This is a genomic window from Hamadaea sp. NPDC051192, assembly GCF_040682475.1.
GTDB classification, from domain to species: domain Bacteria; phylum Actinomycetota; class Actinomycetes; order Mycobacteriales; family Micromonosporaceae; genus Hamadaea; species Hamadaea flava.
This window is the reverse complement of record NZ_JBFBAZ010000053.1, coordinates 20,836-35,591: the sequence shown is the minus strand read 5'-3', so window position 1 is coordinate 35,591 and position 14,756 is coordinate 20,836. Positions and strand designations below refer to the sequence as shown.

Sequence of the window (14,756 nt, the reverse complement as noted above, 5' to 3'; positions counted from 1 at the left end):
GAGCCTGCAGCCGTGGTCGGGGCAGAGAACTGATGCCGGCCGGCAGTAGCCTGCGGGGGTGGCTGACATCATCGTTCAGTTCGCGACGGTCTTCCTCGGCGCGTATCTGGCCTTCGCAGCTGAGGAGCTGCGCCAGCGACGCCAGACCCGTCATTGGGCTCGCGCACATCTGCGGCAGCTGTCATCGCTGTTCCACGCCGAGACACAATCGTCGCATGTGGCCGGTGACGTCCTAGCGGGGCAGCTCGCGGCCTTGGACGCCTGGCTGGCCGCGCGCACGCCGGCGGACATGACCGAGGCTCAATGGGAAGCGGTCATGAACACCGTCAGCGGACGCGGCCCGGATCTGGGATCGTTGCTGCGCGGCGAACCGGTGGCGCTGCTACCCCCGAACCTCGCGTTGGCCCTGGCCGCGGTGGAGAGCGCTGGCCGCGAACTCGAACTGGCCTTCGGATCAGTCAGCTCTACGCGGGAGCGAGTGATCCCGTTGTGGGCCGGACGCAGCATCCCGCTCGAGGAAGCCGACCTGCGGCTCGTGATGCTTTATCGGACCGCTGTCGTCGAGCACACCGGGTTGATCGAACAGGCGGTGACGGCGGTCCGGGCGGCGGTGACGCAGATCGACGCCTGGGCGGGCACGCCACGCTGAACCCGCACGGCGCGCGGCGGTGACGCCACCCTGCTCAGGCGTTTGGGTACTGCGTCGGCTGATCGGCGACCAGCGCCACCAACTCGGCCGGCGACCAGAGGCGCAGAGTGTGTTGCCTGCGGATTGTTCGTCCATCGTGGTCGAGGCTTGCGAAGGCGCGGTTACTATCCGGCCTGACCGGCGGGCAGTGGCAGCTGGTGGAGCCGATTTTCCGGCCGCTCAGGGCCGGTGGGCCGCCGGAGAACCACCTACCTCGTGACATCGTCAGTGCGATCCAGTGCGCAGTGCGCACCGGCTGTTCGTGCGGCAGTTGCGGTGGACTTCCCGCGTGGCCGAAGTGGGATCAATGTAGGCAGTTGGCGAGTCGGCGGGCTTCGTCGTGGTACGCGTCCGCTAGGTCGAATCGGCCGCTGGCGGAGTAATACTGGCTGAGGCGTGAGGCCGTTGTCGCTTCCGCGCTGCGGTCTCCGAGGCGTTGGTAAATGTCGAGGGCTCGGATGAGCTGGCGGTCACCACCGGTGAGGGCGGCGAGCTCCACGAGTGTGTATGCCTCGCCGTGAAGGTCGGCGATGGCGACGAATGTGTCGAGCGCGGCACCGAAGTGGGCTTCGGCTTCGGCGGTATGTCCTCGCCGGGCGCTGACGACTCCGAGTTGATGGGTGAGGTGGGCGATCCGGTGTCGGTCACCGACGCCGATGGCCAGGTCGAGTGCGTCATTCAGGTAGGCGCTTGCGCGGTCGGTGTCGCCGAGGGCTAGCCAACCTCGGCCGATGGATCCGAGCGCGTAGGCCTCGCCCCATTGCAATCCGGCATCTTGATACCAGCGGTACGCGCGAGAGTAGTAGTCGATGGCCTGGCCGGCTTCGCCGCGAAGTAGGTGCATCGCGCCGAGCCCTCCGAGGGCGGCCGCTACGCCGGCGGGGTGGCCCAACCGGGCGAAGATCAGCCGGGACCGGGTGAGGGCAGCTTCGGCTTGCTGATATTCGTCGTGGTAGAGGTGCAGCTGGCCGATTCCGCGGAGCGTGACCGCGGTCCCGAGAAGGTCATCAGCTCTCTGGCACACCTGCAGTGCCGTGTGATGGCTGCGGTTCCAGACGTCTGGCCGCAATGCCAGGGAGCACCAGGGCAGCAGTACGAACGCCAGCTCCCAAGCGAAATCGGCGCGATCGGCACGGGCGGCGACGTCGATCGCGGCGAGTAGCGTGACGTGTTCGGCGGCGAACCATCCGAGGGGGTCGGTGTGCACCGCGGCCGACACGGGCAGGCGGTCCCACCGCGGTGCGACAGTGACACCGGGGCCGAACTGGCTCGCTGGCAGCGCGCCGGCCGCCTGCTCGGCAAGGTGCAGGTAGCCGCCGAGTGCGCGGGTGAGGGCGGCTTGGTCCGGTGGGGTGTCTTGAACGAGCAGACGCACCAGCGGCGGGACCCGTAACCGCCGTTGGCCCAGCTCGTCCGGCCCGCGTGTGGTGATGAGCCGTGCCGCGACCAGCTCAGTCACCATCGAAACGGCGTTGTCGGCGCCGAGCACGGCGCCTGCGACCCACCCGGGTAGTGATGTATCGCCGAACGCGGCCAGCCCGCTCAACATGAGGCGCGCCTCGCTGCCCAGGCGGGGCGCTGCTGCCGGTGTGGGGCGAAGGGCTTGGGGTTCGGCGAGCAGGCTCAGATGCACTTGACGCAGTGCCGGGCCGGGTTCCACACCGAGTTCGGCGGCGAGGATCTGGCGGCAGTCCGCATATGTGGTGAGTGCGTCGGCGCGCCGGCCGAGCGCAATCTGCGTGCGCAGCAGTAGTAGCCACATCCGTTCGCGCAGTGGATGTTCGGCTACAAGCCCGCGTAGTTCGGCCACGATCGCCTGGAGTTCGTCGGAGGCGTCGCAGCCGGCCATGCTCAGCCTCACCTCAATGGACTCCTCGACAACGAGCAGGCGACGCTCGGTGAGGCGGTTGAGGTCGATGTGCCACAGCGGGCTCTGCGGTAGGTCTGCAAGAACCTGTCCTCGCCAGAGCCCGAGCGCTGCGTGGCACGCGGCGAGCGCTTCGGTGTTGCGCCCGAGCCGGCGCAGCCGCGACGCCTCATCGGCGAGCGTGCTGAAGCAGGTGGTGTCGATGCTGGCCGGGCCGGGTTCACAGACATACCCCGGTGGGCGGCGCAGGATGCGGCTGGACGGGAGCGCGCCGCGCAGCGCGCTGACATATGTGTGCAGGTTGGCGGCGGTGGATCGGGGTGGATCCGCGGGCCACAAGACCTCCACCAGGCGATCCATGGAGACCGGCTGGTCCGGCTGCAGCAGAAGTGTGGCCAGCAGCTGACGCGGTTTCACCCCACCGAGGTGCAGCGATTGGCCTTCTCGGCGAACCTCGAAGTCGCCGAGAAGGCGGAACTCCAGGGCCATCGTCGCAGCGTACGCGAGCGCGATGCCCCAAACCAGACGCAGGTTCGTCGACTCCTGCAGCGTCTCACGTAGACAGGCGGGTCTATTCAAGGCGGTCCAGAGGGCATCCTGCGACCGTGCCGCCTCGGCCTTGAGACAAACTGTAGGGCGATTGTAAATCGAGGTCTTACCAATGCGGCATGACTCGATCCCTTGTGAAAGCGGTGCTCACAAGCCTGATATGCACCGCGGTCGTGCTGGCGTTCGACGGAACGGTCGTGTCGGCGGCGGTGGCGACCCCATCGCCGATCTCGACCACCCCGTTCGCGATCAAGGTGAACTATGCCGCCTATGGCGCCGCGGCGAGCCGGTTGGACGCGTTGCTTCCCAACGTGACCGTCCCCACCGTCATGGACGATGCGAACTATGACCGGCGGGGCCTGTGCAACACGGGGTCGCTGGCGGATCTCGTCGGGCCACTGACCGGATTCTGCTTCAACGCAGCCGACACCAGCGACTGCCACACCTTTCCGCAAGGGCTGACCACGACACGTGACGCCACCGGTGGCGACTACAACGGCCGGCAACTGATCGTGACCAGCTGGTACCAGAAGAGCGAGTGCGGCAGCAGTTACGACACCACCCGCACGAAGGTGATCCTCGCCGACTGGGACGCCGACCATCCGAACACGTACCGCAAGCTCATGCTGGTCAAGCCGTACATCGACGGCGCCGGGAACCCGAACTTCAGCGCCTACACGCTGCACGCCTCCGGCATCTCCTGGTACGGCGACTACCTGTATGTCAGCAACGGCAGCACCGGGCTCGAGATCTTCGACATGCGCAAGATCTGGCGTGTCGACGACTCCGGCGACGGCATCGGACGCCAGTCGGACGGCAGCTACGAGTCGGCTGGCTACAAATACGTGCTGCCGTCGGTAGGCACGGTTCGTAATGCGGGCAGCTCGCCTCTGCAATGGTCGACCCTCGGACTCGACCGGGCGCAACTGTCACTGGTCACGACGGAGTGGATCGAAACGTCCGGCACCCGGCACGCGGTGCGCTACCCGCTCGACGCTGCGACGCAGGCGTTCAAACCGGGCGCCGACGGGCTGGTGCACGCCACGCAGGCTCTCAACTACACCTACCCGCACGTTCAGGGAGCGGTGTCGCACAACGGCCGGTGGTGGTTCGGGGCCAGCCTGCCCAAGGCCATGTACTACTGGGAACCAGGTATCTCGGCTCGCCAGTTCACGTGGATCGGCTATACCGAAGGCCTCTCGTACTGGGAGGACGCAAGCAACCCGGATCTGCTGTGGACGGTCAGGGAGGCTGTCGACACGCGCGTCGTGTTCGCCGTCGAGCAGTCGCGCTACTCGGTCTGACATCAGCACCCACAGCAGATGATCACGATGCCGTGGTCGCCTGGCGAAGCGTCCGCCTTGCCAGGCGACCACGGGGGAGTAGCGTCCGGCGGCAGACTCCCGCACGACCATGTCGGCCCCGACCCACCTCGGCACAATCGGTGGGACGTCAGCGCCGCCCGGACGCGTACCGGGCGGCGCTGACGCGCGGGGGTGGGTAGCTGCTCTCGAATGTGTGTCTACGAGTGTCCTTTAGGTGTCACGAGTGTTGTATGGTCTTCTGTGTGAACCTGACGGAATGGGCACGCGCACAGGGGATCGCTCCGCGTACCGCGTATCGCTGGTTCCGTGAGGGCACGTTGCCGGTCCCTGCGGAGCGAGTGGGGCCGCGCACGATCCTGGTGAACATCGACGCGAACACCTCACCCATGGTGATCGGAGGTGTGGGCCTGTATGCCCGTGTGTCTTCTCATGATCAGAGGGCCGATCTGGAGCGCCAGATCACCCGGCTGTCGGCGTGGGCTGCCAAGGCGGGGCACAAGGTCGTGCGTGTCGAGTCGGAGATCGCCTCGGGTATGGACGGCGCCCGTACGAAGGTGTGCCGTCTGCTGGCCGACCCGAAGGTGACCTGTGTGGTGGTGGAGCGCAAAGACCGCCTCGGGTGTATGAACGTCGAACTCGTTGAGGCCGCCCTGTCGGCGACCGGCCGCCGCCTGGTGGTTTTGGACGACGGCGAGGTTGAAGACGACCTGGTGGGCGACATGGTGGAGGTGCTGACGTCGTTCTGCGCTCGTCTGTACGGCCGCGGCTCGGCGAAGAACCGGGCGGAGAGGGCTCTGGAGGCGGCGGCGGCGGCCGATGGCTGAACGGAACAAGCAACTGCGTACCATCGACGCGTCGTTCGTCGTCCTCGGCCCGTCCGGTGTGGCGATACGCGACCGGCTCAAGCACCTCACCGGCGAGGACGAGCAGGTGCTTCGGGCGGTGGGCGAGCACCTGGGACGTCTGGCGTCGCTGGACCTCAAGACGCGGTGCGCTGACGGTCTGGAGCACAACTCGGATAGGTGGGCGGCCCGTAAGCAACGCCTGACGGCTGAGTCGTCGTCGCGCTGGGCTGGGTCGATCACGAGGGCTACGCACGATCAGTGGGCGTTGTCTCGTCGATGCCAGCTCGCTCACATCCAGACCCTCGAAGCTGGTGTCCAGACGCTGATGCACCGCCTGTCCCTGCCGATCGCAGAGAAGGGCACCAAGCGGGCGGCGGGCGGATACCGCTCGAAGCACGAGTGGTTCCAAAAGTCGCGCCGCCTGGTGGTGCTTGAGCACCGGATGGGGCAGGAGCAGGCCGACCGCCAGGCCGGTGTCGTGCACGTCGTGCGCGGCGGCCGACGCCTGCTGAACAACCGGCACACCCTCCAAGCAGCGCAGCTCACCGAAGCGCAGTGGCGCCGGCGGTGGGAAGCGCAGCGCTGGTTGCTGGCCGCTGACGGCGAGTCCGGTAAGAGGTTCGGCAACGAGACGATCCGCGTCACCCCCGACGGCGAAGTGTCGATCAAGCTGCCCGCCCCGTTCGCCCATCACGCGAACGCGAAGCACGGCCGGTACATCCTCGCCGCCCACGTGCAGTTCCAGCACCGGGGCGACGAGTGGCGCGACCGCATCGGCGGTAACCGGGCCGTGGCCTACCGCATCCACCTGGACGTGCGGCGCGGACGCTGGTACCTCACCGCCTCGTGGCAACGAACGCCCGTGAAGACGATCCCGCTCGATACGGCCCGAGCCAAGGGCATCGTCGGCGTCGACACCAACGCCGACCACTTCGCCGCCTACCGGCTCGACCAGCACGGCAATCCGATCGGCGATCCGCGCCGTTTCCACTACGACCTGTCCGGCACCGCCGATCATCGCGACGCGCAGATCCGGCACGCCCTCACCCAGTTGCTGCACTGGACGAAGCAGACCGGCGCACAGGCAATCGGCATCGAGAACCTGGACTTCACGGCCGAGAAGACCCGCGAGAAGCACGGCCGGCGCACAAGGTTCCGGCAGCTCATCTCCGGCATGCCGACCGGCAAGCTCAAGGCCCGCATCGTCTCCATGGCCGCAGAGCTGGACATCGCGATCGTCGCCGTTGACCCGGCGTACACGTCGATGTGGGGCGACCAGCACTGGCGCAAGCCGTTGACCAGCGACAAGCGAAAGATGTCCCGTCACGATGCCGCTGGTATCGCGATCGGGCGACGCGCCCTCGGGCATCCGATCCGGCGACGGACGGCACCGCCCCCGCAGCACCAGAGTGATGCTGTGGGGCATCGGACCGTCCAGGCCGGACCGGGCGTTCCAGGGCCTGAGGAAACCCGCCCACCCGTCACGGAGCGTGCACACGATGCACGTCACCGGACGGAGACAACGAGAACGCGGAGGACCAGCGCATCCAACACCGTTCGGGATGCGCGCAGTTCCGGGACGTGGGCACAAGGCTCACCCCTGGACACTGTTTAGGAACGGTCTCGGTCAGCCGCGCCACCATTTCTGGTTGGCGCCGCCGGTGCAGTCCCACTGCTGTAGCGGCGTGCCGGTGCCACCCCAGCCGCTGACGTCGACGCACTTGTTGGCCTGTGGGTTGACCAGGTCGTTGGCGCCGGTGAGGACGAACTGTTGGGCCGGGTTGCCGCTGCAGTTCGCGATCCGGATGGCCGCGCCGGCGGCGGTCGACCCCCAGGCGACGTCCATGCACAGGTTGTTCACGGTCCGGATCGTGCCGTCGCCGGGGAATGTCCAGTTCTGGGCGTTGGTGCCGTTGCAGTCCCAGAGTTGCAGACGCTGGCCGTCGGCGAAGTTCGAGTTCGGCACGTCGATGCACTTGTTCTGCCAGCCGATGATGCGGCTAGTGCCGCCGCCGGCCGTGGTCAGGCTCAGCCCGTACGCACCGAGGATCTCGTTGACCGGCTGGAACACCGTCGTGCCTCCGGTCGTGCAGTTGCCGCCGGCGCCCGAGGTGACGCCCTGCGCTTGGTTGCCAGACATCCAAGACCCGCCCGAGTCGCCGGGTTCGGCGCAGGCGCTGGTCTGGGTGAGCCCGTAGACGAGCGAGCCTGAGTAGTTCACCGTCACGTTCTTGGCCTGCACCGTTCCGCACCGCCAGCCCGTTGTGCGCCCGGAGCGGCAGATCGAGCTGCCGACGGGTGCTTCCGCCGAGCCGGCCACGGCGACGTTGCCGCCGGCGTAGTCGTTGACCCACGGGCGTGGCGTCCAACTGCTGTTGGTGCGGACCCACGCGTAGTCGTTGCCGGGGAAGGAGGAGCCGGCGAAGCTGCCTTGGGCGACGTTGTTGTAGCCCCAGGTCGGGTTGCCTGCGGTGCCGCAGTGCCCGGCTGTGACGAAGCCGCCGTTGTTCACGGAGAAGCCGATAGAGCACAGCGTCGTGCCGTTGATGTTGTACTGGTCGCCGCCGCGGATGTCGTAGACGGGCTGGAATGGCCGGGCGGTGGTGTCCAGCCGGACAGCGTCGGCGGTGAGATGGGCGGCGTCGGCCAGCCGACGCCCGGATGACGCGGTGGCAGCGGCGATGACGACCTGGTTGGCCACCGGATCGATGTACCAGGCGTACACCTCCTTCGTGGCGGTGTTGGCCACGGTGTCGAGCTTCTTCTTGACCTCGGCCAGGTGCCGTTCGGTACGGGCGACGGTGACCGGTTTCGCTCCCGCCGCTTGGACGAGGGCGGCGTCGGCGGGGGTGAGGACGCCGACAGCGAGCTGGGCGGCGTCGGCGGAGTACCACGCGCCGCCGAAGCGGTCGCCCAGGGCCGCCCGGACGCCGGGCTCGACGGCCATGGCGGCGGCCTCGTGGGCCTGGCGGACACTAGCCTGGGCCTGCGTCAGGTGCAGGTCTCGTTGCAGTGCCTGCTGCAGGGCGGTCGATGGTTGCGGTGCGGGCGGGCGTGCTTGAGCAGGGGCGGGCAAAGTCGACGCTGCGGCGAGGATGAGCGTGCCGACCGTTGCAACGATTCTCACGATAGGTCCTTTGGGGTACAGGGACGGGGGGCGTGAGAGCGCTCTCTTGCAGTGAACTTTACAGTTACATGCCTGGATGTTCAATCACCCTGGGTCGATGGCCGCCGAGCCTCGGCCCACACGACGTTGGACTGGTCCGCGATGGTGTCAGCAAAGTACTGCAGCTGGAACCGTTCCTCGCCGAGCATCTCCATCGGGATCCGGCGCGTATCACGGTGGACCCTGCCGTTGACCCCGGCCATGAACATGTCGCAGGTGTGCTGGATCTCGGCGAAAGACCCGTAACTGGCGCGTAGGTAGGTCATGGTCGGCACCAGGCCCCGTTTGGCGGCCTTCACCTCGTTCTCCGCGCCGCCCTTGGGCGCCGGATCGGAAGCGATCCGGCGCAATCCACCCTGGGCGACTTCCTGGCGTGTGGTCGGATGCTTGGCGGCACTGCTGAGGATCACCGCGCGCGGTTGATGAGGCGATCGGGGCGGATCACGATGGTGCTGACGGTCCCGAGACCCCACACGGTTGTGCTGAGCATCGCTTGGCAGTCCAGAGAAAGCATGGAGAACTCCGGAACGAACCGGTCGGTGAACAGCCCAGCGAAGCCGCTCCGCAAAGCGGTCGAGCCGCTTCCCGCCAGGTCCCATTCGTCGGACAGCCGCACCCTGATCCAGGCGTACTCGGGATCGATCTCGCCTGGCGCGCGGTAGTCGACGCTGAGCAGGAACTCCCGGTGGTCGTCGATGACGCCGTACTCGGTGGCCATCCGCCACCAACCGGCGTTTACTTTCGTGGCCATCTCCGGATCGCTGACGTCGACGATCTCCTCTGGCGTGGAGTCGAACCTGCCGTGCTCGGGCCCGCAGGTCGCTGGCGAGTGAAACGGTGGAGGAGGAGGCAACGGCAGCCGGACCTCCTCGTGTATCCGCTCCAGGAACACCACTCCGGCCTGATCAAGATCTGCCGCGACGTCGGCATCGGTGACAGGCATTCCGCGATGCTAACCGAGCGCCTTCGAGGCTCCACCGCCTGGACGACGGTTGCCGAACAATTCCCGCAAGATGGGGACGATCGGGCTGGTGAGTGTCCGGTCATCACCGTTGTGCTGGACGAGGTTGATGATTCCCATGGCGATGTGTCCGGTTCGCCGGTCGTCGGCGGCGGTTGCGATGTCGTGCGAGGCGATGTCGGCGAGTAATTGGCGGACGAGAACTCCTTCACCCCACAACGCCTCCGCTGGAACGGAGAGCCGACCGAGCCAGCCGAGGAGCATCTCCGCCCGTCGGGTCGGGGACGGTTCATGGCCGACCAGTAGCCGGCGAAGCTTGCCCACCTGTTCGTCGGACAGTCCGCCGGCTTCCTGGCCGGTCATCGAGGCGAGCACGGGCCGCAGAACCTCGGGGACCTTACGGTCAGCCAGATGACGCAACGCCTTCTCGCCCGCGGGCCGGAACTGTGGACGTCCTTCGTGTAGCTGCAGCAGGTCGGTCAGCGGCCCGTAAAACTGAACGATCTGGCCGGGAACGCCTTGGGCGGCTAGCAGAAGATGCAGGCTCGCTGGGTGGGCGATGATCAAGTCGTCGCGGAAGCGTCTGCGTTCCCAGCTGACAGTGTCGTAACCGTGCAGACTCGCGTGTGCGATCACCTCACCGGCAGCGTCGCGAAGCACCAGTGTTCGGCTGCCGTGGCATCGGCAGATGTCTCCGGTGAACGATCCGGTCGTTGTCGCCGAACGCAGCTCGGCCAGGGCGGCGGGATCGCGTATCTCGGCCAGAACGGTCCGGGTGGCGATCGGACCGGCGTCTTCGCCGCCGTCGGCAATCTGAACCGAGGCCGCCCGCGACCAAACGTCAGCAAGCCAATCGATCATGTTCATCATCCGGCGGCCGTCTCAGGGGCGATCCATGGGGGTAGGCGTTTGCCTTCGCGATGGACCTGGAGCCATTCATGACGGTTCCAGCCTGCGTATTGGGCACCGATCGGGGCGAGTTGCAGCTCGGGATCGTCGCTGACAAGCAGGACGATCAGCCGGCGGCCGAACAGCAGATGCCAGCGACCGATTCCGGCGAGCTCATTGAGGAGAAGCATTGCGTCGGCTCGGTGGTCGGCGTAACAACGGTCGAAGCGGTCGAGCACCAGCACACGCTGGGAATGATCTGCGTCCAGCAGGCAGTCGGCGAGGCCGTCGGAGAATGCCGCCCATTTGCGTGCACCGTAATCGCGCGGCCAGCCGGGTACGGCGGCGATCACCGCGTTGCGTAGGGCGTCGGCATGCTCGCAACCGCCGAGGTCTGCGACGGCATAGTCGTACCCGAGCCTTTCGAGGTCCCGGCGGAGACGCTCCAGCGCCCACGGATGCCTGACGAGATGCACATGCCCCTGCTGCAACAGCATCAGGTCTTCGGGATGGGTGCCCCGGTCGGCATCGTCGAAGATCGGCACCGCAGGAGTGTAAGACGAGGCATGCTGACACTGCTGAAGGCCTGGGAACGCAACTGTAGGCGTCGATGTGAGGCCGGGGACGGGTCGGCACACTTGGTGTGCCAGTCGCGCAGGCGCTTGCCCAGCAAATCTGTCGCGAGAAGAAGATGAGGTCACGTAGCCTTCAGGTCCTGCCCGTCGTCTAGCGGCCTAGGATCGCGCACTCCCTTCGGGATGCGAGACGTCGGTTCGAATCCGGCCGGGCAGGATCGAGCGCGGACACCAGCACGCTTTCCTGCAGATCGCGTTCCCCGCGACGCGGCGAACCCGGCCTGGATAGTGGGGGACAGCATCGTCCGAGGTGTCAGGTTCGGGCGGCACAGCCATCAGGCGGCGCGCAGCGCGTCGGTCGGGGTGAGCCGTGCCGCGCGTACGGCGGGGTAGAGGCCGGCGACGGCGCCCACCAAGCACGCGGCGGCGAGGGCGAGGCCCACCGCGGCCGGCGGGACCAGCGGTTGCCAGCCCCGCTGCATGGACAGCGCATACGTGGCTGCCGCGCCGAGCAGCACACCGGCGGCGCCTCCACAGGCCGCGAGCAGCAGCGATTCGACGAGGAACTGCCCGGCCACGTGCCGCCGGGCGGCACCGAGCGCGCGCCGCAGGCCGATCTCGGCCCGTCGTTCGAGGACCGAGATGACCATGACGTTGGCGATGCCGACTCCGCCGACGAGCAGGGCGACCGCGCCCAGGCCGAGGAAGAGGAAGGTGCCGGAGTTCGCGACGTCGAGCCGGGTGGTGAGCGCGTCCGATGGCCGGCTGACCGTGACGTCGCGCGGCTGCTCCGGGTTGGCCGCCCGGGCGAGCATGCTGGCGACCTCGGCCGTGCGCTCCTGCTGTGCGCGGACGTAGATCCGGCTGGCGGTGCCGTCATGGCCGAAGTCGGCGACGGCGGCCGCGAACCCGATGAGCGCGGAGCGGTCCACCTCCGGTGCGAAGTCGAGCGGGGCGAGGATGCCGATGACGGTGTACCAGTAGCCGCCGATGAACACGCGCGGGTCCCCGGACAGGTCCTCGACACCGAGCCGCTCGGCCGCCGCATGCCCCAGAACGGTGATCGCGTACCGGCTGGTCACGTCGGTGAAGAAGGTGCCGTGCGTCAGGTGCCCGTCGAGGACCGTCAGCAGCGACGCGTTCGCGGCGCGTACCGCCAGGCCGTTGGACAGCACGGACGGTATCCGGTCGGTGCGCCGCACCTTCATCCCGGCCAGTTCGGCGGTCGGCGCGCTGGCCAGTATCCCGGCGGTGAGGCTGACCCCGCCCGCCGCGGTCGACGGCAGCGGCCGCTCCTGGCCGCTCGGGCTCTGTCCACTCGTGACGGTCAGCAGATTGGTGCCGAGGCGATCGATACGCGCCAGCAGGTCGGACTGGCTGGATCGGGTGATGCCGAGCACGGCCACCAGCGCGGCGATGCCGATCGCCACGCCGAGCACCGACAGGGCGGTGCGAGCCGGCCGCGTACGCAGCCCGATCGTGGCGACGGGCAGCAGGTCGGCCGCACGCATGTGGGGCAGTAGGGTCATGCGGTACTCCCGGAGTCGTGTTCGACGAGCCCGTCGCGCAAGCTGATCCGCCGGCGGGCGGCCTGGGCGACCTCGTCGCTGTGCGTGATGACGACGATTGTGGTGCCGTCTGCGTTCAATTGGCGTAGCAGCAGGAGGATCTCGGCGCCGTTGGCCGAGTCGAGGTTGCCGGTGGGTTCGTCGGCGAAGACGATCGGCGGGCGGCCGATCAAGGCCCGGGCGATGGCCACTCGTTGTTGTTCGCCGCCCGACAGCGTGCGGGCTCGATGGTGCGTGCGGTGGGCCAGCCCCACCCGATCCAGTGCTTCGGCCGCTGCGGCGCGGCGCTGCTTGGCGGGCACGCCCCGGTACAGCAGGCCGGTCGCGACATTGTCCAGTGCGCTGAGCTGAGCCAGCAGGTGGAACTGCTGAAAGACGACGCCCATTCGGTACGCCCGCAGCCCGGCGAGCCGCCGGTCGGACAGCCGCTCGATGGGCTCGCCGGTGATGCGGATCGAGCCGCTGGTCGGCCGGTCCAGCCCGGTGGCGAGGTTGAGCAGCGTGGACTTGCCGGAGCCGGACGGGCCGACCACCGCTGTCAGTTCTCCGCTGTGGACGGCGAGGTCGATGCCGCGGATCGATTCGACGGGCGGGCTTCCCGGATAGACCTTGCGCGCGTCGCGCAGTTCCAGCACGGCGCTCATGAGGCGGGCACCTTCACTCGCTGGCCGGGCGTCAGGTCACCGGTCACCTCCACCCGCCCGGCCGTGCCGTCGAACAGGCCCGGCTCGACCGGCACGTACTGGTCGGACTCCAGGCGTACCTGGTAGCCGCCGCCGGGCCGGGCGAGCAGCGCGACGATCGGGACGGTCAGCACGTTCTCGTGGGTCTGGCGGGTGAAGGCCACCAACACCGGCGCCTGCTCCAGAGTGCCCGTTCCGGACGGCGGCGTGGCGCTGATCGTCGCCTGGAACGGGGACTCCACGCCGCCGCCGTCCGACGAGCCGGACTGCCCCGACGCGGCGGGTGGACGCGTGATCGCCAGGACGGTTCCGGGGAACGGCGCCGTCCCGGTCAGGGTGAGGGCGACCCGATCACCGACCTTGATCAGGCGTCGCCGGTCGGCGGTGATCGCGGCGGTGACCACCGGCGTGGTTGCCGTCACCGTCACCACCGGCTGATCCGGCTGGGCCATGGCGCCGATCGTGGCCAGCGCCTCGGTGATGCGTACCGCGCCGGGCTGGAACACCACCTGACCCAGCGGCAGGCTGCCGCTGCGCTGCGCGGACGGCAGGCCCCAGGCGGCCTGCCAGCGCCGGATCGCCGTGGCGGTGGCCGCCGAGAAATGCCCGTCCACGGTGAGCCTGCGGTAGGGGTCCAGGCCCAGCGCGACCAGGTTCGTCTCCAACTGCCGCACGTCCGGGCCGTCGGTCATGCCCGCCTCGAAGTCCCGGTACGCCGGCAGACGGCCGTAGAGCAGACGCACGGCCTGATCGGCCACCGCGTACAGCCGCGCGCCGCGAGCCACCATGATCTCCGCTGCGGTGATCCCGGTCAGCACCCCGGGCTGACCCAGGTGCACGATCGGATACGTGGCGCCGTAGCCGAAGGTGCCGTTGATCTGAAACCGCTCCGAGATCGTCCCGCGGGTCACCTCGGCGGTCGCGGTCGGAACCTGCGCCGTCGCCGAGCCCTGGCCCTCGGGCTGCCGGGCTTCGGTGAGCCACGCCGCACCGGCCGCCCCGCCGGCGACGACGGTCACGAGCGCGCCGCCGAGCACCTTGCGCCGGCTGGTCACGGCTGCGTCATCCCGACGCGTACGCCGTCCAGGTACTGCTGGCACGGAGCGGGCAGTTCGTTGCCCTTCTGCATCTCCTGCTCCATCGGCGTACCGGTGATCGCGTACCGGCCACGGGAGTCGGGGTCGGGCCAATCCGGAAAGCCGTTCTGCCGCATGCACGCGGCGAACCTGCGCAACTTGTCGATGTCCGACGCGCTCGGCACGGGCCTGCCGCCCCAGAGGCTCGCCGGCAGTTGCTGCATGACCGACTGACACGCGTCCAGTGCCGACGCGAATGTCTCGTCGTCGACGCCGGCCGGCTTGTCAGCCTTCCCCTGCACCTTGCCGTCGGCGAAGGCGGGCGCCTGGAAGCCGGCGACGCCGTGCTCGCGTACGCATTGCGCGTGCTGCTCAAGGATCGCCACGATCTGTGCCTCGCTGAGCGCGCCCGCGCTGGGTGACGGCGCGGCGGCCGGGGACGTGCCCGTGCAGCCGGCGAGCCCTGCCAGTGCCACAACGACGGCGGCCGCGAGGCCGAGCCTCAGATGTCTCGTCATGCCGTCGAGCATCGCGTCGCAGCGCCCCGCCATCGTCTGAGCGCGCT

General features: G+C 68.4%; 14 protein-coding genes and 1 tRNA gene. 5 read left to right on the top strand and 10 right to left on the bottom strand.

What is annotated here, in order from left to right; all coding sequences use genetic code 11:
- Positions 1-58 precede the first annotated feature (58 nt).
- Complete coding sequence (locus AB0M47_RS22635; RefSeq protein WP_363416992.1) at positions 59-649, top strand: hypothetical protein; 591 nt, start codon at positions 59-61, stop codon at positions 647-649.
- A gap of 343 nt (positions 650-992) precedes the next feature.
- On the opposite strand, the gene AB0M47_RS22630 is transcribed toward AB0M47_RS22635, so the two are convergent.
- A complete protein-coding gene (locus AB0M47_RS22630; protein ID WP_363416989.1) occupies positions 993-3,044 on the bottom strand; it encodes a BTAD domain-containing putative transcriptional regulator in 2,052 nt (683 codons plus the stop codon).
- Positions 3,045-3,223: 179 nt separating this feature from the next.
- Here AB0M47_RS22630 and AB0M47_RS22625 point away from each other — a divergent pair, with 179 nt between their 5' ends.
- From AB0M47_RS22625 to AB0M47_RS22615, 3 genes are all read left to right on the top strand, one after another.
- Entirely contained in the window at positions 3,224-4,408 is a 1,185-nt protein-coding gene (locus tag AB0M47_RS22625; protein ID WP_363416986.1) for a hypothetical protein, read from the top strand.
- A gap of 263 nt (positions 4,409-4,671) precedes the next feature.
- Positions 4,672-5,253, top strand: coding sequence for an IS607 family transposase (locus AB0M47_RS22620; RefSeq protein ID WP_363416983.1), 582 nt, complete (start codon positions 4,672-4,674; stop codon positions 5,251-5,253).
- Entirely contained in the window at positions 5,246-6,889 is a 1,644-nt protein-coding gene (locus AB0M47_RS22615) for a hypothetical protein (RefSeq protein WP_363416980.1), read from the top strand. The genes AB0M47_RS22620 and AB0M47_RS22615 overlap by 8 nt, the downstream gene beginning before the upstream one ends.
- Before the next feature lie 12 nt (positions 6,890-6,901).
- Here the strand turns inward: AB0M47_RS22615 and AB0M47_RS22610 are convergent, their stop codons facing one another.
- From AB0M47_RS22610 to AB0M47_RS22590, 5 genes are all read right to left on the bottom strand, one after another.
- Complete coding sequence (locus tag AB0M47_RS22610) at positions 6,902-8,401, bottom strand: ricin-type beta-trefoil lectin domain protein (protein WP_363416977.1); 1,500 nt, start codon at positions 8,399-8,401, stop codon at positions 6,902-6,904.
- 80 nt (positions 8,402-8,481) lie between these two features.
- Complete coding sequence (locus tag AB0M47_RS22605; protein ID WP_363416974.1) at positions 8,482-8,850, bottom strand: hypothetical protein; 369 nt, start codon at positions 8,848-8,850, stop codon at positions 8,482-8,484.
- Positions 8,847-9,383 carry a hypothetical protein gene (locus tag AB0M47_RS22600; protein WP_363416971.1) on the bottom strand — a complete coding sequence of 179 codons (537 nt, stop codon included), beginning with the start codon at positions 9,381-9,383 and terminating at the stop codon, positions 8,847-8,849. Before AB0M47_RS22600 ends, AB0M47_RS22605 begins: the two co-directional genes overlap by 4 nt.
- A gap of 9 nt (positions 9,384-9,392) precedes the next feature.
- Positions 9,393-10,262 (bottom strand): hypothetical protein, encoded by an 870-nt coding sequence (locus AB0M47_RS22595; protein ID WP_363416968.1) that lies wholly within the window; start codon positions 10,260-10,262, stop codon positions 9,393-9,395.
- Between the two features lie 5 nt (positions 10,263-10,267).
- Positions 10,268-10,834: a hypothetical protein gene (locus AB0M47_RS22590; RefSeq protein ID WP_363416965.1), complete on the bottom strand. Its 567-nt coding sequence runs from the start codon at positions 10,832-10,834 to the stop codon at positions 10,268-10,270.
- Positions 10,835-11,004: 170 nt separating this feature from the next.
- Between AB0M47_RS22590 and AB0M47_RS22585 the strand changes: the two genes are divergently transcribed.
- Positions 11,005-11,081 (top strand) — tRNA-OTHER (locus tag AB0M47_RS22585).
- Between the two features lie 118 nt (positions 11,082-11,199).
- Here the strand turns inward: AB0M47_RS22585 and AB0M47_RS22580 are convergent.
- From AB0M47_RS22580 to AB0M47_RS22565, 4 genes are read right to left on the bottom strand one after another with little or no spacing between them, the layout of a single operon-like run.
- Positions 11,200-12,393 (bottom strand): ABC transporter permease, encoded by a 1,194-nt coding sequence (locus AB0M47_RS22580; protein WP_363416962.1) that lies wholly within the window; start codon positions 12,391-12,393, stop codon positions 11,200-11,202.
- The gene (locus tag AB0M47_RS22575; RefSeq protein WP_363416959.1) at positions 12,390-13,076 is read right to left on the bottom strand and encodes an ABC transporter ATP-binding protein; all 687 of its coding nucleotides are present in this window, start codon (positions 13,074-13,076) and stop codon (positions 12,390-12,392) included. The genes AB0M47_RS22580 and AB0M47_RS22575 overlap by 4 nt, the downstream gene beginning before the upstream one ends.
- Entirely contained in the window at positions 13,073-14,170 is a 1,098-nt protein-coding gene (locus tag AB0M47_RS22570; RefSeq protein ID WP_363416956.1) for a peptidoglycan-binding domain-containing protein, read from the bottom strand. The genes AB0M47_RS22575 and AB0M47_RS22570 overlap by 4 nt, the downstream gene beginning before the upstream one ends.
- On the bottom strand, positions 14,167-14,709 hold the full coding sequence (locus tag AB0M47_RS22565) for a hypothetical protein (protein WP_363416953.1): 543 nt from the start codon (positions 14,707-14,709) through the stop codon (positions 14,167-14,169). Before AB0M47_RS22565 ends, AB0M47_RS22570 begins: the two co-directional genes overlap by 4 nt.
- Positions 14,710-14,756: the final 47 nt, after the last annotated feature.